This is a genomic window from Paraburkholderia phymatum, assembly GCF_038900715.1.
In the GTDB taxonomy this organism is placed as follows: domain Bacteria; phylum Pseudomonadota; class Gammaproteobacteria; order Burkholderiales; family Burkholderiaceae; genus Paraburkholderia; species Paraburkholderia phymatum_A.
Map to the genome: position 1 here is coordinate 312,398 of NZ_JAYMRZ010000007.1, position 25,286 is coordinate 337,683.

A 25,286-nucleotide genomic window follows, 5' to 3' on the forward strand; every position below is an offset into this window, starting at 1 on the left:
CGCTGTGGCCACCGTCACGCATCCCCCTTTTCGAGCCGTTCGAGCCGGTAGCCGTAGCCATAGATGGGCGTGAGCCGATAGCCCTTCTCGGGGCGAAGACCGAGCTTTGCGCGCAGCATCGATACGTGCGTGTCCATCGTGCGCGACGGAATGTCGATGTCCTGTCGCCAGATCGCTTCGAGAATGTGCGCGCGCGACAGCGGCTGGCTCAGATGCCGGAACAGCAGCAACGCGAGTTCGAATTCCTTTTGCGTGAGCGTGACGGGCCGGCCGCGCGCGACCACCTGCTTCGATCCGAGCTCGAATTCGAATTCACCGAAGATTTCCCGCGTCGCCGCCTGGTTGAGCTGATAGGCTCGGCGCAGCAGCGATCTGACGCGCGCGAGCAGCACGCTCGTCGCGACGGGCTTGACGACATAGTCGTCGGCGCCCTTGTTCAGCATCGCCGCGATGTCCGTCTCGCGGCTGCGGCTCGTCATGAACAGCACGGGCAGACGGTCGGACAGGCTCTGACGCACCCAGCGCAGCACCTCTTCGCCCGACATGTCGGGCACGTTCCAGTCGAGCACCAGCAGATCGAATGTCTGGCGGCGCAAATGCCTCACGAGCGCCTGGCCTTCCGCGAAAGCATGGCAATCGTGTCCATCTACCGCCAGCGACTGACAAACGAAGTCGGCTTGCGCCACATCATCGTCCAGCACTGCAATTCTCATAAGACCCCGCACGCGAAATCACTCATCGGGCAGACGGACGCACCGCATCGTGCGGGACGCGCTCTGTCCATCATGCCCTTGCTCCAGCGCCACTCAGGGCCGCCACCTTGTCGTCAATGCTTTCCTTCGGCCGCAGATGCGCGCCCAGCGCCGCCTCCAGACCCATCCTCACATGCTCCCACGCGGCGTGCGCGTAGTCGGGCTCGCGCGACGCCCACTCCTGCGCGAGGTCGAACACACGGCGAACCGTCGATGCGCAATTCGTCAGACCGGCATCGCCGCCGGCCGCGGAATCGCGCAGCCACTCGGCGAGCCACGGCATGTCCAATGCACAGGAATCCGCATAGGCTTCCATCGCCGCGCGAGCGTGATAGTCGTTCGCCGGGTCCAGCTCGATCCGCCGCCCGTCGCTGCCGCCCTTGCGCGCCTCTTCGCCCGTCCTGAACGGAATCCTCGTAGTGCCTGGTCTGAAAAACATCCGATCCCTCGGTGAACGACGACGATTCGAGTCCCTCTCTGTGCCGGCCTGGTCTGGCCTGGCCTGGCCTGGCAGCCCGAAAAATTGTCATCCGGCGATGACCGATTTTGACAATTTTGCGCACAGTATAAAAAGAGGGCGCAATAAAATCATTTAAAGATTGTTAGATCGGTTCGCCTAACCGATTGCTTTCACCCGCCGGGGCCGCCCGCAAGGCGGCGCTGTCGGCGGTGGCGCGGCGCGCCTTGTGCCCGCCTCTCGGCCGCCTCTCGCCTTTCGCCCTGCCGCTCGCCTGTCGCGGGACGTGATCGCTCGCTGCGGATCGCGTCGGGTGGGCACTGAACTGTCGCCATCCATCAGTTGTGGCGATCAGTTGTCACCGTGAACTGACAAAAGGCGACGGTCGCGAACCAGATGAATTGACAATCGAGCAGACGCGGCCGTGTCGATCGCAGCGGTCCCGCTCATTCCCGCCGACTCGCCGCTCGCGGGACGCAGGCTACCGGATGGTTGCCGGCTCGCACCGGCAACCGATCGGCAGATGAGTTACGGATGCACGACGTGGGGCAGCGTTCCACCCGCGCCCCGCGCGGCCACGCCTTCCTGCAGGATCACGCACATGCTCGTGAACAGGACGAGGACGATGAGCGCCATGCCGCACAATCCGATGATTCTCCAGGTCTTCATCTTCGCCATCCCTGAAAGCAGCGTGCGATGGGCGCGCGTTGCGAATGAAAAGGCCTCGGTAATGCTGTGAGTTGCGCTGCGAGTTGCGCCGTAATTCGCACGCGGCGAGTTGCGCCGTAAGTTGCGCCTCGAGTGGACCTTCAAGAAACGCGGCCCGTTACGGCATCGCGGATCTCACGCAGCAGCAGCACGTCTTCGGATGGCGCGGCGGGTGCGGGTGCAGCGACCGGGTCCGGACTGCGCAGACGGTTGATGAACTTCACCATCATGAAGATGATGAAAGCGAGGATGATGAAATTGATCAGCACGGTAACAAAAGAGCCATAACCAAACGCCGCGACGCCGGCAGCCTGCAGATCTTTATAGGAGTCCGGGTTGCCCTTGAAGGTGGACGGTATGTCGCCAAGGCGTACGAACATGTTCGAGAAGTCGAGGCCGCCCGTCGCGACACCGATCACGGGCATGATCAGATCCTTCACCAGCGAATTGACGATGCCCGAAAAGGCACCGCCAATGATGACGCCGACAGCAAGATCCATTACGTTGCCCTTGAGGGCAAATTCCTTGAATTCCTGAACGATACTCATCGACTTTCCTTTGTCTTTTTCCGAGCTCATTGCAATGACTTCTGCGTGACAACTTGATGACCATGGCGTGTCATTCGCACGCTTCAACGATCATCGGGGCGCTGGATAGTCCAGTCTGGTAGTTCTCCCTGATTGCCCTCGTTTTCGAAGAAATTCGAATTGCGGTAGGTACTATATGAGATCCTCGAATCGAATTCTTTTAGCAATTGTCAAGTTGATCAACAAACACGAATGAGAACTCCGGTGTACCCCTTTGATGCAATGACATATCGGAAGAAGACGGACATATGCTCGCCGCGCGAAAGCTGCACTAACATTATTTAAAAAACGAACACATCAGGTTTTGGTAGTCTTTTGACGTCAGGAATCGATCGTCGTATGTGAACGAGCGGTGCAACAGCTTTGCAGCCTGCGCAACGTTGTCCGATAACGCGAGGGATTCATCATGCTGATGTGGATTGCAAACTGGGCGGCACGCCACGCGCCGACGCCCGAGAAACAGGCCGAGCGCGCGGTGGATGAACTGCGCATGGAATTGTTCCGTGCCGAACAGCAGGTACTCGACGCACAGTTGCGCGCCGAGTACTACCGGTCGCGTCTGATCTTCCTCGAAGATGTCACGAGAAAGGGCATCGAGGCGGTGTCCGACCAGCGCAAGGGACAACAGGACGTGTCACTGCCGACGCGCCCGGGACCCAGGCTCACTGCCGCGCAATAGCGGTATCTCGACTTGCGATGCAGGGGATGTGTCGAAAGCCGAAAGGGATTTGCGAGGCAAATCTCTTCGGCCTATATGAATGATCGTGAAAAACTTCGCGGCTGCAACTCTGCCGCGATGTGAGTCTTCATAAGGGCAGCCAGCACATCGAGGAGTTCGACGCTTCGATCACGTCTCGCACCGGCTGGCATGTGGTACGCGGTTACGCCTGAGAGCCCGAAGCGTCATCCGTTTGCGGATCGTCCGCTGCCTCTTGCGCGTCATCCTTTTTCTTTTCGATCAGCGACTCCAGCGCGCCCGCGCCTTCAAAGCCGGCCACGGCGGCCGCCGCCTTGGTCAGCAGACCTGCATCGGGATCAACCTTTTCGAGCGCTTCGACTGCCGCTACTGCGCCCGCAATTTCGCCCACCTTGTCGAGGATTCCCATATCACGCTCCCTTAAAAGAATTCGTTGCACACATCGAGCCATGCCACTTACGCGCTGCCGTCACACGCCGCCAATGGCCTCTTCATTCACAACTCAAAAAAAGAAGCCGCAGCCACGGCTGCGGCTCTCAATGCCACTTGCGGTACGGTCACCGCGTCTTCATTCTCGTTCGTTGTCCCGCAGTCATCAACGTCGATCGTGCAGATTTAACTATCTTTGAACATCTGGCGGAGTGGCCCGCGCATCTGTTCGTCGAATGAGTTTTTGCCGATCGTGTGAAGCGATGGTGCAGTCATGTGATCGCGACGGCGCCGCTGCCCGCGCGTATCGTCAACGCGGCGCCTGGTGCGAGTATGAAGCGTCGTCCACGCGCAGCGACAGCGATGCTTTGTGTGTCGTCGCGCGTGGCGCGCAGCGCAACGGCCTGCGTGCTGCCTTCGAGTTGCAACTGCTTATGACGGAACATCAGCGACAGGCGCGTTGGCGGCAATTCGCGCGGCCATGCGGGATCGAACTGCAACACGTCGTCTTCGAAGTCGACGCCGCCATATGACGCACGACGACATCGAGCGCCCCTGCCAGCGCGCCCAGATGCAATCCCTCCTGAGCGCTGCCCTCGCGCGGCGTGACATCGGTTGTCAGCGCATTGGAGAAGTACTGCCACGAGCGCGCGGGCTGGCCGCGCGCGAGCGCGCCGGCGCACACCATCTGCGACAGACTCGATTCGTGCGTCATGCGAACGAGGTAATACTCGAGCGTGCGACGCGCGGCGGCCGCGTCGAACGCATAGCCTGCCTGCGCGAGCAACGCGCGCAAGTTCGTCTCGCCCAGCAGATAGAACAGCATCACGACATCGGGCTGCTTCGCGTGCATCACATCGACGATATGGCGTGCTGTCCGCGAAGCGCAGCAGCGGCGTACGCGTTGCTTGCGCCGTCTCCATGTCGAGCGCATGCGTGTAGCGAACGAGTTGCGCCGTGTGCGTACCGAGCCACGGCTCGCCGCTGCGCCGTACCGCAAGCACCGTCGCATCCGGCAAGCGCGGCAGAAACGCCGCGCGCAAAGTCTCGCCGTTCGCGCATGCTGTCACCGTGTTGTAGAGCCCCGCGCGATAGATGCCGGGATAGTGCGCGTGCGCTTCATCTGGCGCGTGGTTAGGCGCGTAGTCCGTCGGGTACGCGGACACACGCGCGAGGCGTTGTTCGGGCGCGCTTGCACGCACGAACAGCACGCCATTGCCGAGACCGAGCAACGACTCGCGGCGCCGTTCGTCGCGCGGATCATATGCATCGAAACGCAACGGATGCGTGTCAGGATTCGTGAGCGGTCGGCGAGCAATCAGCGAACCCGGCGCATCGCCCGATGCGTTCGATTGAAAATTTTCCCCACGCTGCGTGAGGAAAAATCAGGCTTCACCACGAAGACTCGATGCCCGAAAGCAAGCCATCATCGATCGCACCGGCATGCGTCGCCTGCTTCGTTACCTATAACGTCGCCTGTGATCCGCGATGCATGCGCGCCGGGCGCGCAAGATGCTAGACCGCGAGGTTGCAGACCAGATTTCTCGCGCGCATGTTTTGCGCATATCGGCCGAACATGCATTTCGTATCGGCACGCTGACGATCCGGAGGGCTACAGCATGAACGACGAAAAGAAAACGGACGCGTCCAGGGCTTCTTCGGGCGACGCGTCAAAGCCCAGGTCCCCATTGAACATCGCAAGCTGGCTGAGCGTGCTCTTTGCCGCGCTGTCGGGGCTGTATCTGCTCGCGGGCGGAGCGTGGCTCGTCGCGATCGGCGGGTCGCCTTACTACGTGGTTGCCGGGATCGTGCTGCTCGTGGTCGCGTGGCTTGCGTATCGACGCAATGGGCTCGCGCTGCTGCTCTACGCACTGCTGCTGATCGGCACGCTCGCGTGGGCCATCGCCGAATCGGGCTTCGACTTCTGGGCGCTCGTGCCGCGCACCGACATCCTCGTGCTGTTCGGCCTGTGGCTGTTGCTGACGTTAGTCTTTCAAGCGTTCGGCACGTCCGCGAAAGCCGGCGCGCTCGCGCTCGTCGCATGCCTCGTCGTCACGGGCATCGCGCTCGCGTATGCGGCGTTCAACGATCCGCAGCAGATCAACGACACAATCGCAACGAACGCGGCGACGAATGCTGCAACGAATGCGACGACGAATGCGGCCACGCCCGCGCAAACGGATGTCCCGCGCGATGACTGGACAGCGTATGGCCGCACGCAATCAGGCACCCGCTATTCGCCGCTCACGCAGATCGACCAGCACAACGTGAAGGACCTGCAAGTCGCGTGGACTTTCGAAACAGGCGACAAGAAAGGCCCGAACGATCCCGTCGAAATCACAAACGAAGTGACGCCGATCAAGGCGGGCGACATGCTGTATCTGTGCTCGCCGCACCAGATCCTGTTCGCACTCGATGCCGCGACAGGCAAGGAAAAGTGGCGCTTCGATCCTGGCCTGAAGCCCGACCCGAGCTTCCAGCACGTGACCTGCCGCGGCGTGTCGTATCACGAGACGGCAGCTGCCGCCAGCAGCGGCGCTGCGCAAGGTGCGCAGCCTGCTTGCGCGCGGCGCGTCATCCTGCCTGTCAACAACGGCCATCTGTTCGAGGTGGATGCGGCAACGGGTCAGCGCTGCGCCGGCTTCGGCAACAACGGCGACCTCGATCTCCAGCATCTGCAGCCCGTCACCACATCAGGCCAGTACGAGCCGACATCGCCGCCCATCGTCACCGACAAGATCATCGTCGTCGCGGGGTCCGTGACCGACAACTATTCGACGCGCGAACCCTCGGGCGTGATACGCGGCTTCGACGTCGAAACGGGCAAGCTCGTATGGGCCTTCGATCCGGGCTCGAAAACACCGAACGAGATTCCCGACGACCAGCACAGCTTCACGCACAACTCGCCGAACTCGTGGGCGCCCGCCGCCTACGACGCGAAGCTCGATCTCGTCTATCTGCCGATGGGCGTGACGACGCCCGACATCTGGGGCGGCGACCGCACGCCCGACAACGAGCGCTATGCAAGCGGACTGCTCGCGCTTCATGCATCGACGGGCAAGCTCGCATGGTTCTATCAGACGGTCCATCACGATCTGTGGGACATGGACGTGCCCGCGCAACCGACCCTCGCGGATATCGCCGACAGCAGCGGCAACGTCGTGCCCGCGATCTACGTGCCGGCGAAGACGGGCAACCTCTTCGTGCTCGATCGCCGCACCGGCAAGCTGATCGTGCCCGCGCCGGAACAGCCCGTGCCGCAAGGCGCTGCGAAGGGCGATCACGTGTCGCCGACACAGCCGTTCTCGCAACTGACCTTCCGTCCAGTGAAGAATCTGACGGGCGCCGACATGTGGGGCGCAACGATGTACGACCAGCTCGCGTGCCGCGTGATGTTTCACCGGTTGCGCTATGAAGGCACGTTCACGCCGCCGTCCGAACAGGGAACGCTGGTGTTCCCGGGCAATCTCGGCATGTTCGAATGGGGCGGGCTCGCCGTCGATACGGACCGGCAGATCGCGATCGCGAATCCGATTGCGTTGCCGTTCGTCTCGCGGCTGATACCGCGCGGTCCAGGCAACCCCATCGAGCCGGCGGAGGCCGGTCCCGCCGGTACGGGCACCGAGGTCGGCATCCAGCCTCAATACGGCACGCCGTTCGGCGTGACGCTGAACCCGTTCCTGTCGCCCGTCGGGCTGCCGTGCAAGCAGCCCGCGTGGGGCTACGTCGCGGCGCTCGATCTGAAGACCAATCAGATCGTGTGGAAGAAGCGGATCGGCACGGTGCGCGACAGCGCGCCCGTTCCGTTGCCGTTCAAGATGGGTATGCCGATGCTCGGCGGCCCGATCACGACGGCGGGCCATGTGTTCTTCATCGGCGCGACGGCCGACAACTATCTGCGCGCGTTCAGCACGGACACCGGCGAAGAGCTATGGCGCGCGCGGCTGCCCGCAGGCGGACAGGCCACGCCGATGACCTACGAGATGAACGGCAAACAGTACGTGGTCATCGCCGCGGGCGGACATGGTTCGTTCGGCACGAAGCTCGGCGACTATGTGATCGCATATGCGTTGCCCGACAAGTGACGGGCGTTCGCAAGCGTAAGCGTTGAGTGGACGTTAGCGGGCTTCATGGCTCGGCAGGAAGCCCGCTAACGCTGCGATCGGCATTGCGCGGAGAACGCTCAGTGCTGCCCAACGCTCAAGGCTCCAGCTTGACCTTGATCCAGCCGGACTCGCGCTTGTCGAAGGCCTGGTACGCTTCGATCGCATTCGTGATCGGCTCGCGATGCGTGAGGCGTCGTGCGCGCGGCTCGCTGCCTTCACGATCGCGGCGTCGCGCTCACGGTCGTGAAGCGCCGCGATGGCGGCTGCATCGCCGTTCGAATGACGGCGTGATTGCCGTAAACGTCGGCGAGGTGGATGTCGTCGATTCGACGGGCGCAGGCGATGCGTTCACGGGTGCGCTCGCTGCCGCGCTCGCCGAGCAGCGCCCGCTCGATGCTGCGTTGCGCTTTGCGACTGCCGCTGCGAATCTCGCCGTCACGCGATGGGGTTCGCAACCGGCCTACGGACGGCGCGACGAAATCGAAGCATGGTCTGCGAAGCTGACCACGGAAAGAATCGAACGTTGATATTTGAGCGCATCGCAGCGTTACATGTCTGGCCTGTCAGTCCCTGTCCTTTCCCGCCGCGCTCCGCACGCCGTGAGAATCCATCGGCGTCAAACCCAGTAACGACAGGCATGTTCGAAATACTCCGCTTTCGGACACAGGCCACTTCTCCGCAATCACTTTCCACGCGACTAGAATCCGTTTGACAATTGAGGGCGCGTAGCCGCGATCGAAAAGCTGTGCCGGGTGATCGCGGCGCAATGACGCCAGGACGTGAGAAGAGAGGTGACCAGATGACGAGCATTCGTGATTTGCCGCTGCCAGTGGATTCGGACGAACAACCGGCGCGGCGCATTCTTCCTTATGTGCTCGTTCATGTGCTCGAACGGCTGGGCGAGCGCGACGAGTTTCCGCAAGAGTACGTGCCGTATCTGCTCGCGGCTGTCGAGCGCATCAAGAACAGCCATTTGTGAAGCCGGCACTCAACCAGAAAGCGCCTTTGAATGCGCTCACTTCCGATGGAAACACTTGACCTGGAACCGCAGGTGCTCGCGAATGGTCGTGGCGTGCCGTTCGGCCTCGTGCACCAGAACAGCACCGTCGAATGCGTGATCAGCATTGCCGCGCTCGAAACGCATTTCTGGCTCGATCCGAAGGCGAGCGACGCGCGTGTGTTGAAGACCTTCCGCGACGGCTACGGCCGCATCCGCGCGATCGCGGAGCGCAAGCTGCTCGCACATCGGGCCGCGCATATCGAACTGACGCCGGACGATTTCGCGCGTCGTTGAACCCAACGGCGAGAACATACGTTACATGACACAGCCGGCCGTCGCGCCGCCCGCATCAACTGCATCAACCGCGCGATCGCTGCCGATGCGCGGTTTCATACGCTGATTGCCGTCCCGCCTGCAATATCAGCGATCCGCATCCGAGAAGCAGTCCGACCGCGCAGACGCCCGGCCATCGCCATACGCTCCACGCCCAGATGCCCAACGACGAGCCGAGCGCGCCGCCCGCAAAGCGAATCGCCATATAAAGCGTATTGATGCGGCTGCTGGCGTCGCTTCTGATGCTCATGTTGCGCGCCATGTTCGCGACATGGCCGCTCTGCAATCCCAGGTCGAGAACGACCACGCCGGCGACGAGTCCCGCAATGGTGGACCCCGTCAGCGCGAGGATCGCGAACGCCGCGACGAAGACTGCGCCGCTCGCCAGCACAACGAGACGCGGATTGCGCGTGTCGATCAGCTTGCCGGCGCTCGTCGATGCGAGCGCGCCCGCTACGCCGACGAGCCCGAACAGCCCCGCCGCCTCGCTCCCGTAACTCGCATCCATGCTGCGCAAGTGGAACGCCAGCGTCGCCCAGAACGCGCTGAATGCAGCGAACTGCAGCGCCGCGATGGCCGACGTTTGGCGCACGAGCGGCTCTTCGCGAAGGAGCGTCCATAGTGAACCCATCAGGTGGCGATAGGTGCCCGTGTAGCTCGGCTGGCCGCGCGGCAGCATGCGCGACAGCACGCCAGCCGTGACGAGCATCGCAGCCGCCGCGAGCCAATAGACAGTGCGCCAGCCGAAGTGCCCGGCGATCGTTCCGGAAATCGAGCGCGACACGAGGATGCCGCACAACAGCCCGAACATCACGATGCCGACCGCTTCGCCGCGCTGCTGAGGCCCTGCCAGTTGCGCCGCGAAGGGCGTAAGCAACTGCGGCGCGACGCTCGCGAGGCCGGTCACGAAGCTGGCCGCGACGAGCCAGTTCAGTGTCGGAGACAGCGCAACGGCAACCAGCGCGAGGCTCGCGACGCACAGCAACGTGCGCAGCATCGAGCGGCGCTCGAGCTTGTCGCCGAGCGGCACGAACAGCAGCAGGCCGAGCGCGTAACCCGTCTGCGCGGCCACCGACACCGCTCCCGCCTGCCGCTCGCTCGCATGAAATGCAAGCGCGAATTCGGCCAGCAGCGGCTGGTTGTAGTAGTTGTTCGCGACCACGATGCCGGCCGCAGCTGCCATCACCCAGTAGATCGAACGTTTCATCCTTGCGCTCCGAAGCTTTGACGCAGTCCGACGCATGCCCCCATCGGCCCCCCCGATCCCATCGACGACAGGCCCGGCATCGGCTCTTGCCGTCTCACGCAACGAATGTAGACTATTCCGGAAATCGCCGGTATCCCTGTCGGTCGGCAAGCACCCTTGCGAAATCCGGAAGGCTCGAAACATGGACCGCTTTGAAGCAATGAACGTCTACGTGCGGGTCGTGGAGGCGGGAAGCCTGTCCGCCGCTGCGCGCGCGATTCCGATGTCGTTGACATCGGTGAGCAGGCACATCTCTGCGCTCGAAGAGCAGTTCGGCGCGCAGTTGCTCCGGCGCACCACGCGCAATCTCGCGATGACGGACGAAGGACGCATTCTGTATGACCGCGCGAAGGCGATACTCGGCGAGGTCGATGAACTCGGCAGTGCGCTGTCGGCGGGTCGCGGCAAGCTGTCGGGGCGTCTACGTATCAGCGCGCCGAATCTGCTTGGCCGGCTCGTGATCGCGCCGCTGCTGCCGCGCTTTCTTGCACTTCATCCGGAAGTCGCCGTCGATCTCATGCTCGTCGACCGTGTGGTCAATCTCGTCGAAGAGGGCCTGCACCTTGCCGTGCGCGTGGGCCGTCTGCCCGATTCGAGTCTGGTTGCGCGCAAGCTCGATGACATCCAGATGGTCGTGTGCGCGGCGCCCGCGTATCTCGCGCGGCGCGGCACGCCTCGCACGCCCGATGATCTGCGCAAGCACGATTGCCTCGTTTTCTCGGACGCGCCCGGCCCCGTCGACTGGCGCTTCCAGTCGGGCGCGACGCGCTCGCGCATCGGTGTGACGGGGCGTCTGTGGATGAATAGCCTGGATGCGCTGGTGTCGGCGTCGATCGAAGGTGCGGGCATCGTGCGCGCGCCCGGATGGCAGGTCGCGGCGCACATCGCGGCGGGACGCCTGCGGTCCGTGCTCGACAAATACGCGCCGCCCGCGACGCCTGTTCATGTGCTGTTCGAACGCGCGAAGCTGTCATCGCCGAAGATCCGGACGTTCGTCGATTACCTCGTCGAACAATGGCCCGGCCGCTGACGGACTTCGCGCATCTAGCGCTAAAACGCGTGGCAGCGCGAGGCGACTGCACCGTCGCCGCGCGCACGCCATGCGCCTACGATCCGACGGTGCTCGCGCGGCGGGCGTCGTCGAGATCGTCCGTCGATGCCGCTTCGAGCGAAGGATCGTGATGCAGCAGCAGAACGGCCGCCACGCCGATCAGCCCCGCGCCCGCGAGACACAGCAGACCCGCGCCGAACCCGCCTGTGCTGTCCTTGATCCAGCCCATCGCGTAGGGTCCGAAGAAGCCCGCCAGGTTGCCGAGCGAATTGATCGCAGCGATGCCGCCCGCAGCCGCCGCGCCTGACAGGAAAGCGGCCGGCAAGGTCCAGATCACGGGCAGGCAACCGAAGATGCCGAACCCTGCGATCGACAGCGCGGCCATCTTCAGCACAGGATTGTCGAGGCCGGCCGACGCCGCAATGCCGCCCGCCGCGACCAGCAAAGCAATCGCGACATGCCAGCGGCGCTCCAGCTTGCGGTCCGAGCGGCGGCCCCACGCGATCATGCTGATCACGCCGACCACATAAGGCAGCGATGTCACGAAACCCGTCTGCACGTTCGTCAGGCCAAACGACTTGACGATCTGCGGCAGAAAGAAGCTCAGGCCATAGTTCGTTGCATTGGCACCGAAATAGATCAACGCAATTGCGAGCACGCGAGGATTGATGAGCGCCTCTTTCACGCTGAATGCACGCACGGCCTCCCGTTGCCTGCGTTCCTCGGCCTGGCGAGTGACGAGCCAGTCGCGCTCGTCAACCGAAAGCCAGTGTGCATCGGCCGGCTTGTCCGTCAGGTAGAAGTACACGACGAACGCGAGCAGCAGCGCAGGCAACGCTTCGATGAGGTAGAGCCACTGCCAGCCCGCGAGCTGGCCGCGGCCATCGAGCGACAGCAGCGCGCCCGATATCGGGCTGCCGATCACCGTCGACAGCGGAATCGCCGCCATGAAATAGCCGACGACCCGCCCGCGATACACGGCGGGAAACCACAACGTCAGCAGGAAAATGATGCCGGGAAAGAATCCCGCTTCGGCAATGCCCAGCAGCACGCGCAGCCCGTAGAACACATGAACCGACGACATTCCCGTATATCGGGAAATATCCGGAATGAAGGCCATCAAGCCGGCGAGGATGCCCCACGTGAACATGATCCGCGCGATCCAGCGCCGCGCGCCGAACCGCTCCAGCAGAAGATTCGACGGTACTTCGAAAAAGAAGTACGCGATGAAGAATACGCCCGCACCAAAACCGAACTGGCTTGCCGAAAAGCCCAGCGCCTTGTTCATCTGCAATGCCGCAAAGCCGACATTTACGCGGTCGAGATAGGCAACGAAATAACAAACGATCAGGAATGGCACGAGGCGCATCATCACGCGCCGCATGGTGCGGTTTTCTAGCTCCATCGGTTGTCTCCTCCGAATTGATCGGTCCGGTATCAATGCTTCACGAGACTACTCCTTAGGCCGCGCGCACAAAAGCGGTTTATGGCCGTTTGAAAGGATTGGGCTCGCTTGCAAAGTACCGGGAGCAAACGTTCGGAAAGAATTTCCTTGCGGAAGCATTCATCAGCAACAGCTTCCTGAAGATGCGACCGTGAATCGCCGTACAGTTGCACGCGGGAACACTTCGCTTCGATGCTCGTGCTTCCCGTCACGCGCCATTGAAAAGCAACGTCGTCAGTTGCGGATAGATGCCGATCAGCGCAAGCACGCCCGCCATGATGAACACATAGGGCAGCGTCCCCAGCACGATGCGCCGCAGCGGCACGTCGGGCGCCACGCTTTGCACGACGAAGAGGTTGAGCCCGACGGGCGGATGGATCAGCGCCATCTCCATGTTGATCACGACGACGACGCCGAACCAGATCAGGTTCCAGTGATACGCCTGCACCACGGGGACGAGCACGGGCATCGTCACGACGATGATCGCAATGGTCTCCATGAAGCAGCCGAGAAAGATCAGCAGCAGGTTGATGCTGATGAACAGCACCCACGGCTCGACGTGGGCGCCCGCGACCGCCTGTGTCAGCGATGCGGCCACCTGGCTCGTCGTCATCACATAGCCGAACACGATCGCCGATGAAATCACGGCCAGGATCATCACGCTGCTTTGCGCCGCGTTGATGAGGATCTCGTGAAACTTGCGCCAGTTCAGTTCGCGGTAGACGACGCCCGCCAGAATCAGGCTCGCGATAATGCCGAGCGACGCCGCTTCTTGTGGCGTGGCGAGCCCGCGATACAGCGAGCCGAGAATGATCAGGATCAGCAGCGCGAAAGGCCCAATGTCCTTCAGCGCGACGATGCGCGCGCTGAGCGGCGCGAGCGGGCGTGTGCGGCGTTCGCCCCGCGACTTGCGGCGCAGCGCGAGCGCCATCTGATAGACGCCGAAGGCCGCTGCCATGATCGCGCCCGGCACCAGCGTCGCGACGAACAGACGGCCGATCGACTGCTCGGCGATCACGCTGTAGACGATCAGCGGGATGCTCGGCGGCAACAGGATGCCAAGCGTTCCCCCCGCCGCCACGGAACCGCACGCCTGTGACGCGGGCAATCCATGCCGCCGCATCTCCGAGACGGCGAACCCGCCGATCGCCGCCGCCGTCGCGACACTCGATCCCGATACGGCCGCCATCACGCCGCACGCGAGTGTCGTCGCGACGGCGAGACCGCCCGGCACGCCGTCGAGGATCGTCGCGAGCGCGCTATAGAGCCGCGCGCCCATGCCCGACGCCGACACGATCGCGCCCATGAACATGAACATCGGCACGGAAGTGAGCGTGAATGTCGCCACCGATCCCCAGTACGTGCTCGGAATCAGGTTCAGCGCATCCCACCCGCCGCCTGTGACGAACAGCGACACGAGCGCGACGAACAACAGCGCGAACGCGATCGGCACGCCGAACGACAGCACCGCGAGCAGCCCGCCGAACATGCCGGCGCCGATGAATAGCTGGGTCACTTGTCTCTCCCGAGCACGAGTTCTTCGACGGACAGATCGTGGGTCAGCTCGCGGCGCGCGAACACGATCGTCGCGAGCCGCACCAGTTGCACGAGCGTCAGCAGCAGCGTGCCGGCGACGAGGCAAAGATAGGGAATCCACAGCGGCAGCGAGAACATGCCCCACGAACGCTCGCCGCTCGTGTACGCGTCCCACCAGAACTGCGCCGCCAGCACCGCGATCACGACGGCGACAGCCGACATCACGATAGTCGAGAAGGCCGCCAGCACACGCTTGCCGCCCTCGCCGAGATGATGCCCGAGCACGTCGATCTTCAGATGCCGCGACTGCCATGCGAGCGCCGCCGTGCCGACGAACGTCATGTACGCCATCAGATACGTCGTCACTTCCGTCACCCAGACGTCCGACAGATGCAACACCTCGCGCGCCATCACGCCGTATGAAATCACCGCGACCGTCGCGATCACGGCAACACCCGCCGACAGCGCGACGCCCTTGCAAAAGACATCGAGCAGATGGACGAAACGATCGAGCGGCCCTCGCATGCCGGCCTCCTACTTGTACAGCGCGACGCTCTGGTCGAGCAGCCGCGCGCCGTCGGGCACTTCATTGCGGAACTTCGGGAAGCTGACCTGCTGGAACAGCTTCTGCCATTGCGTCCATTCGTCGAGCGTCATCTTGTGGATCTGCACGCCGTGGCTCGCAAAGAGTTGCGCGACCCGGCGGTCGTCGGCTTTCGCGCCTTCGAATGCGCTCTGTTCGAGACTCTGCCCGACGTCCGTCATGATCTTCTGCTGCGCGGGCGTCAGCTTGTTCCAGGTCTTCATGCTGATCGCGATCGGCTCGATCGTGTAATAGATGCTGTATTGCTCGGGCGAGTCGTAGTACTTGGCCACCTCATAGAGACGGTACGAGCCGAACGTGCCCGACGACGTCCACAGGCCATCCAGCAGCCCCAGTTGCATCGCGTTGTACGTCTCCGACGAAGCCATCGACACCGTGCTCGCACCCGCGCTCTGCAACGCCGCCTCCATCATCTTGCCGGCGCCGCGCACCTTCGTCTTCGAGAGATCGTTGGGCACGTTGACGGGTTTTCCCTTCGACGCCATGCCGCCCGATATCTGTATCCAGCACAAGGTCTTGAAGCCGTATGCTTCCATCTTCGCTTCGAGTTCGCGCCACGGCGCCGACGTGCGGAAGCGGTAGACGTCGTCGGGCGTCTTCCAGAGGCCCGGCAACAGGATCAGGTTCATCTGCGGGATCGCGCCCGCTGCATAGATGTACGGATAGATCGCCAGATCGACGTTCCCGCTGCGCAGCGCCGTATGCATGTTCAGCGCCTTCACCAGCGATTCGGCGGGAAAGATGTCGATATGGATCTTGCCGCCCGAGCGCTGCATCACTTCCTGCGCGAACTTCTTGCCCGTCTGCACGACGTAGTCATTCGGATCGTCGGGCCACTGGTGGGCCATCTTCAGCGTGATCGTGTCGTCCGCATGCGCCACGGGCAACGCGGCGACGGTACACGCCGCGGCTGCCATCAGCGTCGTCAACAGATAACGAAGTCGTTTCATCCACGTCTCCTTCCATGTAGGTTTGTCGTTGTGCGGAACGATGTCTTGCTACGCCGGCATCATCCCGTATCGCCTATCTGCTTCGCGATGCATGCATAAAGCTGCGCGACCGATGCGGCCCGCGCGTCCTCGGGCAATGTATCGATGAGTTCCGCCACGCGGCGCGTCAGCAGGCTGCGCACGTGAAAGCGCTTGCGCAACTCTTCGGCGTGGGCTGCATCCACGTGTGCGGCACGCCATTGCGTGTGTTCGTCGATCGCGGACGACAGTTGCGCAATCGACGCGTCATCGTTCGCCCGCGTCAACAGCACGGGCGCGATGCGGTGTCCGTTCGCGCGGTTGCGTTCGAGCACGTTGCGGATGTCCTGCGCCATGCGCTCCGCGCCCGGCAGATCGCACTTGTTGATGACGACGATATCGGCTGTCTCCAGCACGCCCGCCTTCATCGCCTGAATCTGATCACCCGACTGCGGGCCCATCGTCAGCACGAGCGTATCGACGAGCGCGCGCGCACCGTTCTCGACCTGCCCCACGCCGACCGTTTCCAGCAGGATTTCGCCGAAGCCATCGCCTTCGACGGCGGCGAGCACGTCGGCGAGGTTGTCGGACAGGCCGTCGGCGGACCAGCCGCTCGGCAGCGAACGGATAAAGACGTCGGTGTCGGCGAGCACCGCGTCCATCCGCACACGGTCGCCGAGCAATGCGCCCGAGGTCGCCGGGCTGCTCGGATCGATCGCGATGATCGCGATGGGCTCGCCGCGCGCGGCGCGCGCTTTCGCGACGCGGCCGATCAGCGTGCTCTTGCCCGCGCCCGGCGGTCCCGTAAAGCCGATGCGCCGCGCGGGCCTTGCGCCGCGCTCGCGCAGAACCTGCAACGACTCGGCGACGCTCGCGCGCGCGATCTTCGACAGGTCGCGCGCCAGCTGGCGGCGTGCGTTGCTCGCGACACTGGCCGCCGCCGATGCGCGATCCCGACCGCTCATGTCGGCACCTCGCCGCACCACGCCGCCGTGTGCTCGCCGAGCAGCGGCGGCAGGCTGTAGCACGTGCGCACGCCGTCCATACGGATCGGGTTGCCGACCATCTTCAGCGGCCCCGCTTCGGATTCGATCTCCACGACGAGTCCGCGCGCCTGCGCCTGCGCGCTTTCGAGCGCTTCGCCGATCGACGCGAGCCGCGACACCACCACGCCCGACGACGCCAGCCTGTCGAGCCAATGCTGCGTGGTCTCGCCCGCGAACATCGCCGACAGCGCATCGATCACGGTTGCGCGATGCGCGCGCCGCCCGGCCATCGTCGCGAAGCCCGCTTGCGTGATCCATTCGGGATGCCCGACGCGTTCCGCGAAGATGCGCCAGAAGTTGTCGTGCGTGATGAAGAGCATCAGCCAGTCGTCGCGCGTTCTGAACAGTTGCGCCGGCACGATGTACGGATGCGATGACAGCGCGTGCCGCGAAGGCTGCTCGCCGCCGTTGAGCACGGCACCCGCGACGTAGTTGAGCTGCGATACCATCACGTCGAACATCGCGATATCGACCTGGCCGCCGCGCCCTTCGACGATCTTCGCGAGCAAGCCGACAGCGCCCATGATGCCCGTCGAGTTGTCGACGGTGGAGAAGCCGGCCTTGGTCGGCGGACCATCGGGGTCGCCCGTCAGATGCATGATGCCCGTGAGCGCCTGGATCACGTAATCGTAGGCGGGCAGCTCGGCGTTCGGGCTGTCCAGGCCGAAACCCGTCAGCGCGACGCAGACGATCCGCTCGTTGTGCTCGCGCAGCCGGTCGTAGGTCAGGCCGAGCTTGCGGATCGCGGACGGCCGCAGATTCGTCACGAGCGCATGTGCGTCGCGCACCATCGTCGCGAGCGCCTGCTTGCCGCTCTCGCTCGCGAGATCGAGCACGACGCTCTGCTTGTTGCGGTTCAGGCTCGCGAAATACGCGTTGTGCGGACCAATCGCGTGCGGACTGATCGAGCGCCCGATGTCGCCGTCGGACGGCTCGATCTTGATCACTTCCGCGCCGAGGTCGGCGAGCAGCATGCCGCAGTACGGGCCCATCAACATGTGCCCGATCTCGATCACGCGGATGCCCGCGAGCGGTCCGCCGCGCGCGTCACGCTTCGGCGGATCGTCGGGTACGGCGAATCCGGGCGCGTTCATCCGAGCACCTTTGCAACGGCGTCGATCACGTCGACGAGCGGCATGTCGCTCGTGAACACGCCTCGAATGCCCGCCTTCAGGAACGCAGCGCGATCGTCGGCGGGTATCGTGCCGCCGACGAACACGGGGATCTCGCCCGCGCCGCGATCCGAGAGCAGCTCGACCGTGCGCGCGACGAGTTCGTTGTGGCTGCCCGACAGAATGGACAGGCCGACTGCATCGACGTCTTCATCGACGGCAATCCGCGCGATGTACTCGGGGCTCTTGCGCAGGCCCGTGTAGATCACGCTCGCGCCGGCATCGCGGAATGCGAGTGCGATCACCTTGGCGCCGATATCGTGTCCGTCGAGCCCCGGCTTCGCAACGAGAATGCGCTTGCCCTTGAGCGGCGCGTGCGCGTTGCGGGGCGTCGCGGCCGCATGGCCAGCCGGATTGGCGGAACTGCTGCTCGTGCTGTTCATAGATGGACCGGCTCCTCGAATTCGCCCCATTGCTCTTTCAACCGCGCAACCATTTCGCCGACGGTCGCGTACGCATGACAGCAATCGACGAGATACGGCATCAGGTTGCCCTCGTCGCGCGCGGCCGCCGCGCTCAATGCTTCGAGCGACTTCTGCGCTTCCGTCTGATTGCGCGTATCGCGCAGCCGCTCGAAACGCTCGACGACGGTCGCGCTCGCCTGCGGATTCAAATGGAACAGTTCGCCCGGCTGCTCGACCTGGTTCTCGCGCCGGAAACAGTTCTGCCCGACGACGAGCCGCTCGCGGTCATCCGTCTCGCGCTTGCGCTGCAACGCGCTCTTCGCGATGCGCAGTTGCAGCCAGCCGTCTTCGATCGCTTTCACCGCGCCGCCATAGGCGTCGATCTCGTCCATCAGTTCGCGGATGCGCGCTTCCGTGCGGTCGGTGAGTTCCTCGACGAAGTACGAGCCGCCGAGCGGATCGACCGTGCGCGCGATGCCGCTTTCGTAGCCGATGATCTGTTGCGTGCGCAACGCAAGCTCGGCGGAAAATTCGGTTGGAATCTGGAATGCTTCGTCGTAGGCGCACGTGAAGACGGATTGCGCGCCGCCCATCACAGCCGCGCACGCTTCGATCGCGACGCGCACGACGTTGTTGTACGGCTGCGCGGACGTCAGCGACGAGCCGCCGCAAACGACGCCGAAGCGAAACATCTGCGCCTTCTCGTCATCAACGCCGTAGCGCTCCTTGATGAGCCGCGCCCACGCGCGCCGCCCCGCGCGAAACTTCGCGACCTCTTCAAAGAGGTCCATGTGCACATAGAAGAAGAAGCTCAGGCGCCGCGCGAACTTCGCAACGTCGCCGCCTCGCGCGACAACGGCATCGACATACGCAAGCCCGTTGGCGAGCGTGTACGCCATTTCCTCGACGGCCGTGCAGCCCGCGTCGCGCATGTGCGCGCCCGCAATCGAAATCGGATTGAAGCGCGGCGACACTTCGTTCGAGTACAGGATCGAATCGGCGATCAGGCGCATCGACGGACGCACGGGAAAGATCCATGTGCCGCGCGCCACGTACTCCTTCAGGATGTCGTTCTGGATCGTGCCCGTCAGCTTGTCGCGCGGCACGCCCTTCTTGTCCGCGCACGCGACGTACATCGCGTAGATCATCGCTGCCGTGCCGTTGATCGTGAACGATGTCGAAATGCGGCTCAAGTCGATGCCCTGAAACAGCAACTCCATCTCGGAGAGATTCGAAAGCGATACGCCGACCTTGCCGATCTCGGAGCGCGCCATCGGATCGTCGGGGTCGAGGCCGCATTGCGTCGGCAGGTCGAGCGCGACGGAAAGGCCCGTCTGCCCTTGCTGCAACAGGAAGCGATAGCGTTCGTTCGATTCCTCGGCCGTGCCGAATCCCGAATACTGGCGCATCGTCCAGAGGCGCCCGCGATAGCCGTCCGCGAAGATGCCGCGCGTGAACGGAAACTGTCCCGGCGCGCCGACTCCGTCGTCGACGTTCGTGCCGCTTGCTTCGCCGCGACCGACGACGACGGGCACATGCAGTCCCGATGGCGTGCGGTCGGGATGCGGCATGGCCATCGCTTCGTCGAGTTCGGCTGCGCTTGACTTCATGCTCGGAGGCTCCTTTCTATGCAATGGCGGGACGGCGCATGCAGCACCGGCTACGCCTTCGGGTCGGTTGTCGATGCGCGCTGCCGGTCGAGAAACTTTTGCGCCTGCTCCCAGTGCGCGGGCGCGGTCCACGTTGCGACGAAGGCGGCGCGCTCAGCGTCGCGCGTCGCTTGCGCCAAGGCGAGGCGATGCGCGGCCGCGATCTGCTTCATTGCGCGAACCACATGCGGCGCGCGGCTGGCAAACGGCTGCGCGAATTGCGCGACGCGTTCGGCGAGCGGCTGCGCCGGATCGCACACGTCGTCGATCAGGCCGAGCGCCAGCGATTCTTTCGCGTCCATCAAACGTGCTTCGGCGAGCACGCGCATCGCGCGCGCAGGGCCGAGCAGCGCGAACAGATCGGCCGAACCGCTGAAGCCCGTCGTAATGGCGAGCGTCGCCTGCACGAAGCCGATGCACGCATGCGCCGCCGCGACGCGGTAGTCGCATGCGATCGCCAGCTCCGCGCCGCCGCCCAGCGCCGTGCCGTTCAACGCGGCGATCACGGGCACGGGCGCCGCGCGGATCGCGTCGAGCGCGGCGGCCGCGTGATCGAACAGCGCGGCCGCATCGGCAGCGCTGCGTAACGCGTCGAACTCGCGCAAGTCGCCGCCCGCCGCGAAGCTGCGCTCGCCTGCCGCCGTCAGCACGACGGCGTGCAATGCGGTGTCGTGTGCGGCATCCGCAAAAACGTCGCGCAAGGCGTCGAGCGTCGCCCGGTTCAGCGCGTTGCGCTTGTCCGGGCGGTTGATCGTCACGTGAAGCACGCCGTCGCGCACATCCGTCAGCACGTTCGCTTGCGCGTTTGCTTGTGCGTTCGCTTGCATATGAGCTTCGGCGTCCTGCCGGTCGGTCATGGCTGTCTGTCTCCTCGGCGCGCTTCTTCAGTGGCCGCCCGCTTCGATTGCGCGCTTCGCTTCGAGCAGCACGGCGCCGACCCGCTCGATCTGGTCTTCCATCCGGTGACGCGGCCCCGCGATCGCGATGCCCAGCACGTCGCGGTTCACCTCGACGGGCACCGCGACCGCGAACACATCGCTGACGCTCTCGCCGCGCGTCACGAAGTAGCCCTGCTCGCGCGACAGCGCGATGTCGTCGAACAGCGCATCGGCCGTCGTCATCGTGTTGTCCGTGACGCTCGACAGCACGGCCTGCGCGAGGAAGCGCCGCAGCTCGCCTGCGTCGACCCGGCTCAGCATCGCCTTGCCGATCGACGTCGAATGCAGCGGCTTCAATGCGCCCGACGCCGAGCTGTAGCGAATCGTCTGCGGCCCTTCCAGCACGCGCAGATAGACGATTTCATCGTGCTGCCGCTTGCCGACGATGACGGTTTCCTGCGTGGCGTCGCGCAGCGTCTGAAGCTGAGGCTCGATGCGTTCGAGGTATGGATCGTTCGCGATGATCTTCGCGGCCATGTCATACAGGCGGCGCGTGGGAAACAGGTCCTTTCTGCGGCTCGTCAGATACAGATAGCCGCGTTCGAGCAGCACCCGGACGATGCCGTGACTCGTGCTCACGGGCAGCCCTGCCGCTTCGGCGAGCTCGCTGAGCGTCATCGGACGCCCCTCGTTCTCGAATGCTTCGAAAATTCCCAGCGCGCGATCGGTTGGTTTCATTTCGTATGTTCGAAAAATGATTTGGTATTTCGAAAACAAGTATAGGGAAATCGCCCGCCTATGCCAGCGTCGCGTGCTAGTGGAAAGCCCTGGTGCGTGCCTCTCAATGTCTCCCGACGCTCGCGAAACATCGCATCACGCGCCGCGACAGGGCTTTGGCGCTGTCCGGCGAGGCGTGCGCTTTCCTTGACACGTCAAAAACCGACTCCTATATTTCGATACAAATATACGAAAATAATTTCGAAATAGCGAAAAGTACGCGTCGACGTGGCGGGAGCGGCGATCTCACGCCAAGTTGCACAGGCCATCGAAACGATTCGGATGACGAACGTTTTGCGATGCGGCGCAAGCCGGCGCACGATCAGGAGACAGAGATGTGGATGACGGAGCTCGACAAGACTGAGCGGCACACCATGGCCGGCTGTTTCCTGGGCTGGACACTCGATGCGCTCGACGTGCAGGTCTACAGCTTCGTCATCCCGACGTTGCTGATCAGCTGGCACATCACGGCAGCCGAAGCCGGCGTACTCGGCACGGTGACGCTGCTCGCATCGGCGATCGGCGGATGGCTCAGCGGGCTCGCCGCCGACCGTTTCGGCCGCGTCGCCGTATTGCAGGCCACGATCCTCTGGTACGCGATCTTCACGTTCGCGTCGGGCTTCACGCAGAGCTACGAGCAGCTGTTCATCTGCCGCGCGTTGCAGGGCTTCGGCTTTGGCGGCGAATGGGCGGCGGGCGCCGTGCTGATCGGCGAAACGGTGCGAGGCGTTTATCGCGGCCGCGCAGTCGGCATCGTGCAGAGCGGATGGGCCGTCGGCTGGGGCCTGGCGGCGCTGCTGTTCGGCCTGTTCTTCTCGATCATGCCCGAGCATCTCGCGTGGCGCGCGCTCTTCTGGATCGGCCTCGCGCCCGCGCTGCTGGTGTTCTGGGTGCGCCGGCACGTACCCGAGTCGGGCGTCTTCACGAAGGGACGACGCGAGCGGCCCAATCGCGGAATGCTGCGTCAGTTGCTCGCGATCTTTCACACCGACTATCTCGCGACGACGCTCAGGGTGTCCGCGCTCGCGACGGGATCGATCGGCGGCTCGTACACGTTCCTGATCTGGCTGCCGACATACCTCAAGACCACGCGCGGCCTCTCGGTGATCGGCACGACGGGCTATACGACGGTGATGATCGTCGGCGCGTTTGTCGGCTTCATCCTCGGCGCTTATCTGGCCGATTCGATCGGACGCAAGCGGACTTTCATGCTCAGCGCGATCGGCTCAGCAGTCATACTCGGCGCCTACATGCTGATGCCGATCAGCAATGGCGCAATGCTCGTGCTCGGTTTTCCGCTCGGCCTCTGCGCGTTCATGATGTTCTCGCCGATGGGACCGTACATGACCGAGCTGTTCCCGACGCGCATCCGCGCTGCGGGGCAAGGCTTCTGCTACAACTTCGGCCGTGGCATCGGCGCGCTCTTTCCGGCGCTCGTCGGCAAGCTGACAAGCGTGATAGGACTGGGCAACGCGATCGCGGCGTTCGGCATCGCGGCTTATGCCGTCATGTTCGTCGCCGTGCTGCTGTTGCCCGAGACGCTCGGCAGGCCCTTGCCCGACGATGCCGAACCGTCCCGGCAGTCCGAAGGCGGCGCCGCAAAGAGCTATACCCCTTCCTGATACCGATGCCCTACATGTCCGCAAGCTGCCAGGCACCACGCACCACGATCAGCACGCCCGAGCACAAGGCGCCGCCCGGCGCGTGCGATTGCCATATTCATATCTCCGGTCCCTTCGAGCGCTTTCCGTTGAGCGAAGGCCGCGCGTATACGCCGCCCGAGGCGTCGCTGCGTCAGTACGAGCATCTGCAGGACGTGCTCGGCGTGCAGCGCGTCATCATCGTGCAGCCCAGCTTCTACGGCACCGACAACCGCTGCACGCTCGATGCCGTGGCGCACTTCGGCGCGCAGCGCAGCCGCGCGGTCGTCGTGATCGATCCGCATATCGGCGATGCGCAGTTGCGGCTGATGCACGAAGCCGGCGTGCGCGGCGTGCGGGTCAATCTCCTGACGCCGGGCGGTCCGCCCGTCGAGCATCTGACGCAACTTTCGCAGAAGATCGCGCCCTTCGGCTGGCACACGCAGATCTACGCGAACGGCGCGGACCTGCCCGATCTGCTGCCGATGTTGCGTCGCCTGCCCACCGACGTCGTCATCGATCACATGGGGCAGATACCCGCTGCGTGGGGCACCGCGCATCCCGCCGTCACGGCGTTGCGCGCGCTGCTCGACGGCGGCCGTGCGTGGTTGAAGCTATGCGGGTATCGTTGCTCGAACGAGGGCTATCCGTTTCGCGATGTCGACGCGCTCGCGACGCTCTTCGCGCGCGTGGCGACGGAACGTTGCGTGTGGGGCACCGATTGGCCTCATCCGAATCTCGAAGGCACGGTGCCCGATGACGGCGAACTGCTCGACGCGCTGATGCGTTGGGCGCCGTCGACGCAGGCGCAGCAACGCATCCTCGTGGACAACCCTGTCACGCTCTACGGGTTCGACCCGCAATGAGCCGCGCTATCCGATGAATTCTGGAGACGACCATGCTGATGGAACACAACGTGCCGTCCGACGTGAAGTCGATGGTTTCCGAAGTGGAGTGGAATACGCGTGTCGATCTGGCCGCATGCTACCGGCTGATGCCCTGGTTCGGCTTGAGCGATCTCGTGTACAACCACATCACGGCACGCATTCCCGGCGACGACACGCGCCTGCTGATCAATCCGTATGGCTATATGTACGAGGAGATCACGGCGTCGAGTCTCATCACGATCGATATCGACGGCAACGTACTCTTCAATCCGAACGATGGCGCCTACGGCGTGAACGCAGCCGGTTATGTGATTCACAGCGCAGTGCATGCGGCGAGGCATGACGTGAATTGCGTGATCCATACGCATAGCCGCGGCGGACTCGCTGTGTCGGCGCTATCGTGCGGACTCTTGCCGCTCACGCAAACGGCGATGCGCTTCAATCCCGTCGCGTATCACGACTATCAGGGCGTGGCGATCGACCTCGAAGAACGCAAGATGCTCGCCGAAGACCTGGGCAATGCCGAAGCGATGATCCTGCGCAATCACGGTCTGCTGGTCGCAAGCGCATCGATACCGCAAGCCTTCAACGCGATCTACTGGCTGGAAAACGCGTGCCGCGCGCAAGTCGATGCGATGGCGTGCAATACGGAGCTTCATTTGCCGCCACAGCGTGTGATCGACAAGACGGCGCACCTCTACAAGCCCGAAACGCGCCGCCCATATGGCGAAATGGAATGGCCCGCGATGCTGCGCTTTCTCGACCGGCGTGACCCTTCGTATCGCAACTAGGCAGTATGACTTCACGTGAGGTAGAGGCTGGCCTGCCGTGAGGTATCAAACGCGGGTTAGCATTGCTGCCAGAGCCGCACGGTGTGGACGGCGCCACACCCGGCGATTTCCCGCACGGAGGCCA

Annotated in this window: 27 protein-coding genes and 1 pseudogene; 9 read left to right on the top strand and 19 right to left on the bottom strand. The window is 63.8% G+C overall.

The window, feature by feature from the left end; all coding sequences use genetic code 11:
* Positions 1–14: 14 nt before the first annotated feature.
* The 4 genes from VSR68_RS16125 to mscL all read right to left on the bottom strand — a co-directional run bounded on the left by VSR68_RS16125 (position 15) and on the right by mscL (position 2,465).
* Complete coding sequence (locus VSR68_RS16125) at positions 15–713, bottom strand: response regulator transcription factor (protein WP_342940802.1); 699 nt, start codon at positions 711–713, stop codon at positions 15–17.
* A 70-nt stretch (positions 714–783) separates the two neighbouring features.
* Positions 784–1,191 (bottom strand): hypothetical protein, encoded by a 408-nt coding sequence (locus VSR68_RS16130; protein ID WP_342940803.1) that lies wholly within the window; start codon positions 1,189–1,191, stop codon positions 784–786.
* A gap of 546 nt (positions 1,192–1,737) precedes the next feature.
* Entirely contained in the window at positions 1,738–1,878 is a 141-nt protein-coding gene (locus VSR68_RS16135; RefSeq protein ID WP_342940804.1) for a hypothetical protein, read from the bottom strand.
* 140 nt (positions 1,879–2,018) lie between these two features.
* Positions 2,019–2,465, bottom strand: coding sequence for a large conductance mechanosensitive channel protein MscL (mscL, locus tag VSR68_RS16140; protein WP_342940837.1), 447 nt, complete (start codon positions 2,463–2,465; stop codon positions 2,019–2,021).
* 445 nt (positions 2,466–2,910) lie between these two features.
* Between mscL and VSR68_RS16145 the strand changes: the two genes are divergently transcribed.
* Positions 2,911–3,183 (top strand): hypothetical protein, encoded by a 273-nt coding sequence (locus VSR68_RS16145; protein WP_152765604.1) that lies wholly within the window; start codon positions 2,911–2,913, stop codon positions 3,181–3,183.
* Positions 3,184–3,385: 202 nt separating this feature from the next.
* Here VSR68_RS16145 and VSR68_RS16150 read toward each other — a convergent pair whose 3' ends face one another.
* The 4 genes and pseudogenes from VSR68_RS16150 to VSR68_RS42825 all read right to left on the bottom strand — a co-directional run.
* A complete protein-coding gene (locus tag VSR68_RS16150) occupies positions 3,386–3,610 on the bottom strand; it encodes a hypothetical protein (protein WP_342940805.1) in 225 nt (74 codons plus the stop codon).
* A 292-nt stretch (positions 3,611–3,902) separates the two neighbouring features.
* Positions 3,903–4,133, bottom strand: coding sequence for a glycosyl hydrolase family 65 protein (locus tag VSR68_RS16155; RefSeq protein ID WP_342940806.1), 231 nt, complete (start codon positions 4,131–4,133; stop codon positions 3,903–3,905).
* Positions 4,076–4,642, bottom strand: a complete 567-nt coding sequence (locus tag VSR68_RS16160; RefSeq protein ID WP_342940807.1) for a hypothetical protein — start codon at positions 4,640–4,642, stop codon at positions 4,076–4,078. The genes VSR68_RS16155 and VSR68_RS16160 overlap by 58 nt, the downstream gene beginning before the upstream one ends.
* Positions 4,539–4,910: pseudogene (locus VSR68_RS42825) on the bottom strand (glycoside hydrolase family 65 protein); the annotation flags it as partial. The gene VSR68_RS16160 and the pseudogene VSR68_RS42825, both read right to left, overlap by 104 nt.
* A 339-nt stretch (positions 4,911–5,249) precedes the next feature.
* On the opposite strand from VSR68_RS42825, the gene VSR68_RS16165 reads away from it, so the two are divergent.
* The 4 genes from VSR68_RS16165 (at position 5,250) to VSR68_RS16180 (ending at position 9,030) form a co-directional block, all read left to right on the top strand.
* Positions 5,250–7,715 (top strand): glucose/quinate/shikimate family membrane-bound PQQ-dependent dehydrogenase, encoded by a 2,466-nt coding sequence (locus VSR68_RS16165; RefSeq protein ID WP_342940808.1) that lies wholly within the window; start codon positions 5,250–5,252, stop codon positions 7,713–7,715.
* Between the two features lie 308 nt (positions 7,716–8,023).
* The gene (locus VSR68_RS16170; RefSeq protein ID WP_342940809.1) at positions 8,024–8,263 is read left to right on the top strand and encodes a PfkB family carbohydrate kinase; all 240 of its coding nucleotides are present in this window, start codon (positions 8,024–8,026) and stop codon (positions 8,261–8,263) included.
* A 272-nt stretch (positions 8,264–8,535) separates the two neighbouring features.
* Positions 8,536–8,715 carry a hypothetical protein gene (locus VSR68_RS16175; protein WP_342940810.1) on the top strand — a complete coding sequence of 60 codons (180 nt, stop codon included), beginning with the start codon at positions 8,536–8,538 and terminating at the stop codon, positions 8,713–8,715.
* Between the two features lie 45 nt (positions 8,716–8,760).
* A complete protein-coding gene (locus VSR68_RS16180) occupies positions 8,761–9,030 on the top strand; it encodes a DUF1488 family protein (protein WP_342940811.1) in 270 nt (89 codons plus the stop codon).
* Between the two features lie 64 nt (positions 9,031–9,094).
* On the opposite strand, the gene VSR68_RS16185 is transcribed toward VSR68_RS16180, so the two are convergent.
* On the bottom strand, positions 9,095–10,276 hold the full coding sequence (locus tag VSR68_RS16185; protein ID WP_342940812.1) for an MFS transporter: 1,182 nt from the start codon (positions 10,274–10,276) through the stop codon (positions 9,095–9,097).
* Positions 10,277–10,457: 181 nt separating this feature from the next.
* On the opposite strand from VSR68_RS16185, the gene VSR68_RS16190 reads away from it, so the two are divergent.
* Complete coding sequence (locus VSR68_RS16190) at positions 10,458–11,345, top strand: LysR family transcriptional regulator (RefSeq protein ID WP_342940813.1); 888 nt, start codon at positions 10,458–10,460, stop codon at positions 11,343–11,345.
* Between the two features lie 76 nt (positions 11,346–11,421).
* On the opposite strand, the gene VSR68_RS16195 is transcribed toward VSR68_RS16190, so the two are convergent.
* The 10 genes from VSR68_RS16195 to VSR68_RS16240 form a co-directional block, all read right to left on the bottom strand.
* Complete coding sequence (locus tag VSR68_RS16195; protein WP_342940814.1) at positions 11,422–12,771, bottom strand: MFS transporter; 1,350 nt, start codon at positions 12,769–12,771, stop codon at positions 11,422–11,424.
* A 247-nt stretch (positions 12,772–13,018) separates the two neighbouring features.
* The gene (locus VSR68_RS16200; protein WP_342940815.1) at positions 13,019–14,326 is read right to left on the bottom strand and encodes a TRAP transporter large permease; all 1,308 of its coding nucleotides are present in this window, start codon (positions 14,324–14,326) and stop codon (positions 13,019–13,021) included.
* Positions 14,323–14,871, bottom strand: coding sequence for a TRAP transporter small permease (locus VSR68_RS16205; RefSeq protein WP_342940816.1), 549 nt, complete (start codon positions 14,869–14,871; stop codon positions 14,323–14,325). Before VSR68_RS16205 ends, VSR68_RS16200 begins: the two co-directional genes overlap by 4 nt.
* 9 nt (positions 14,872–14,880) lie before the next feature.
* A complete protein-coding gene (gene dctP / locus VSR68_RS16210) occupies positions 14,881–15,900 on the bottom strand; it encodes a TRAP transporter substrate-binding protein DctP (protein WP_342940817.1) in 1,020 nt (339 codons plus the stop codon).
* 59 nt (positions 15,901–15,959) lie between these two features.
* Positions 15,960–16,883, bottom strand: a complete 924-nt coding sequence (locus VSR68_RS16215) for a GTP-binding protein (RefSeq protein ID WP_342940818.1) — start codon at positions 16,881–16,883, stop codon at positions 15,960–15,962.
* A complete protein-coding gene (locus VSR68_RS16220; protein WP_342940819.1) occupies positions 16,880–18,058 on the bottom strand; it encodes a CoA transferase in 1,179 nt (392 codons plus the stop codon). The genes VSR68_RS16215 and VSR68_RS16220 overlap by 4 nt, the downstream gene beginning before the upstream one ends.
* Positions 18,055–18,519 (bottom strand): cobalamin B12-binding domain-containing protein, encoded by a 465-nt coding sequence (locus VSR68_RS16225; RefSeq protein WP_342940820.1) that lies wholly within the window; start codon positions 18,517–18,519, stop codon positions 18,055–18,057. The genes VSR68_RS16220 and VSR68_RS16225 overlap by 4 nt, the downstream gene beginning before the upstream one ends.
* Positions 18,516–20,150 (bottom strand): acyl-CoA mutase large subunit family protein, encoded by a 1,635-nt coding sequence (locus tag VSR68_RS16230; protein WP_342940821.1) that lies wholly within the window; start codon positions 20,148–20,150, stop codon positions 18,516–18,518. The genes VSR68_RS16225 and VSR68_RS16230 overlap by 4 nt, the downstream gene beginning before the upstream one ends.
* A 50-nt stretch (positions 20,151–20,200) precedes the next feature.
* Complete coding sequence (locus tag VSR68_RS16235) at positions 20,201–21,046, bottom strand: enoyl-CoA hydratase/isomerase family protein (protein WP_342940822.1); 846 nt, start codon at positions 21,044–21,046, stop codon at positions 20,201–20,203.
* A 27-nt stretch (positions 21,047–21,073) separates the two neighbouring features.
* Entirely contained in the window at positions 21,074–21,805 is a 732-nt protein-coding gene (locus tag VSR68_RS16240) for an IclR family transcriptional regulator (protein WP_342940823.1), read from the bottom strand.
* 374 nt (positions 21,806–22,179) lie between these two features.
* Here VSR68_RS16240 and VSR68_RS16245 point away from each other — a divergent pair, with 374 nt between their 5' ends.
* Genes VSR68_RS16245 through VSR68_RS16255 form a run of 3 tightly spaced genes read left to right on the top strand, consistent with a single transcriptional unit; the run spans position 22,180 to position 25,162 of the window.
* On the top strand, positions 22,180–23,466 hold the full coding sequence (locus VSR68_RS16245) for an MFS transporter (protein WP_342940824.1): 1,287 nt from the start codon (positions 22,180–22,182) through the stop codon (positions 23,464–23,466).
* Positions 23,467–23,480: 14 nt separating this feature from the next.
* Positions 23,481–24,350 carry an amidohydrolase family protein gene (locus tag VSR68_RS16250; protein ID WP_342940825.1) on the top strand — a complete coding sequence of 290 codons (870 nt, stop codon included), beginning with the start codon at positions 23,481–23,483 and terminating at the stop codon, positions 24,348–24,350.
* Positions 24,351–24,382: 32 nt separating this feature from the next.
* A complete protein-coding gene (locus tag VSR68_RS16255) occupies positions 24,383–25,162 on the top strand; it encodes a class II aldolase/adducin family protein (RefSeq protein ID WP_342940826.1) in 780 nt (259 codons plus the stop codon).
* Positions 25,163–25,286 lie beyond the last annotated feature (124 nt).

Bases quoted from the DNA above. Each gene is read 5' to 3' on its own strand.
- VSR68_RS16125 (WP_342940802.1), bottom strand. From the start codon at position 713: ATGAGAATTGCAGTGCTGGACGATGATGTGGCGCAAGCCGACTTCGTT.
- VSR68_RS16150 (WP_342940805.1), bottom strand. From the start codon at position 3,610: ATGGGAATCCTCGACAAGGTGGGCGAAATTGCGGGCGCAGTAGCGGCA.
- VSR68_RS16175 (WP_342940810.1), top strand. From the start codon at position 8,536: ATGACGAGCATTCGTGATTTGCCGCTGCCAGTGGATTCGGACGAACAA.
- VSR68_RS16215 (WP_342940818.1), bottom strand. From the start codon at position 16,883: ATGAGCGGTCGGGATCGCGCATCGGCGGCGGCCAGTGTCGCGAGCAAC.
- VSR68_RS16230 (WP_342940821.1), bottom strand. From the start codon at position 20,150: ATGAAGTCAAGCGCAGCCGAACTCGACGAAGCGATGGCCATGCCGCAT.
- dctP (WP_342940817.1), bottom strand. From the start codon at position 15,900: ATGAAACGACTTCGTTATCTGTTGACGACGCTGATGGCAGCCGCGGCG.
- VSR68_RS16235 (WP_342940822.1), bottom strand. From the start codon at position 21,046: ATGACCGACCGGCAGGACGCCGAAGCTCATATGCAAGCGAACGCACAA.
- VSR68_RS16145 (WP_152765604.1), top strand. From the start codon at position 2,911: ATGCTGATGTGGATTGCAAACTGGGCGGCACGCCACGCGCCGACGCCC.
- VSR68_RS16165 (WP_342940808.1), top strand. From the start codon at position 5,250: ATGAACGACGAAAAGAAAACGGACGCGTCCAGGGCTTCTTCGGGCGAC.
- VSR68_RS16180 (WP_342940811.1), top strand. From the start codon at position 8,761: ATGGAAACACTTGACCTGGAACCGCAGGTGCTCGCGAATGGTCGTGGC.
- VSR68_RS16185 (WP_342940812.1), bottom strand. From the start codon at position 10,276: ATGAAACGTTCGATCTACTGGGTGATGGCAGCTGCGGCCGGCATCGTG.
- VSR68_RS16130 (WP_342940803.1), bottom strand. From the start codon at position 1,191: ATGTTTTTCAGACCAGGCACTACGAGGATTCCGTTCAGGACGGGCGAA.
- VSR68_RS16205 (WP_342940816.1), bottom strand. From the start codon at position 14,871: ATGCGAGGGCCGCTCGATCGTTTCGTCCATCTGCTCGATGTCTTTTGC.
- VSR68_RS16225 (WP_342940820.1), bottom strand. From the start codon at position 18,519: ATGAACAGCACGAGCAGCAGTTCCGCCAATCCGGCTGGCCATGCGGCC.
- VSR68_RS16135 (WP_342940804.1), bottom strand. From the start codon at position 1,878: ATGAAGACCTGGAGAATCATCGGATTGTGCGGCATGGCGCTCATCGTC.
- mscL (WP_342940837.1), bottom strand. From the start codon at position 2,465: ATGAGTATCGTTCAGGAATTCAAGGAATTTGCCCTCAAGGGCAACGTA.
- VSR68_RS16195 (WP_342940814.1), bottom strand. From the start codon at position 12,771: ATGGAGCTAGAAAACCGCACCATGCGGCGCGTGATGATGCGCCTCGTG.
- VSR68_RS16250 (WP_342940825.1), top strand. From the start codon at position 23,481: ATGTCCGCAAGCTGCCAGGCACCACGCACCACGATCAGCACGCCCGAG.
- VSR68_RS16240 (WP_342940823.1), bottom strand. From the start codon at position 21,805: ATGAAACCAACCGATCGCGCGCTGGGAATTTTCGAAGCATTCGAGAAC.
- VSR68_RS16190 (WP_342940813.1), top strand. From the start codon at position 10,458: ATGGACCGCTTTGAAGCAATGAACGTCTACGTGCGGGTCGTGGAGGCG.
- VSR68_RS16220 (WP_342940819.1), bottom strand. From the start codon at position 18,058: ATGAACGCGCCCGGATTCGCCGTACCCGACGATCCGCCGAAGCGTGAC.
- VSR68_RS16160 (WP_342940807.1), bottom strand. From the start codon at position 4,642: ATGCGACGGTGCTTGCGGTACGGCGCAGCGGCGAGCCGTGGCTCGGTA.
- VSR68_RS16245 (WP_342940824.1), top strand. From the start codon at position 22,180: ATGTGGATGACGGAGCTCGACAAGACTGAGCGGCACACCATGGCCGGC.
- VSR68_RS16255 (WP_342940826.1), top strand. From the start codon at position 24,383: ATGCTGATGGAACACAACGTGCCGTCCGACGTGAAGTCGATGGTTTCC.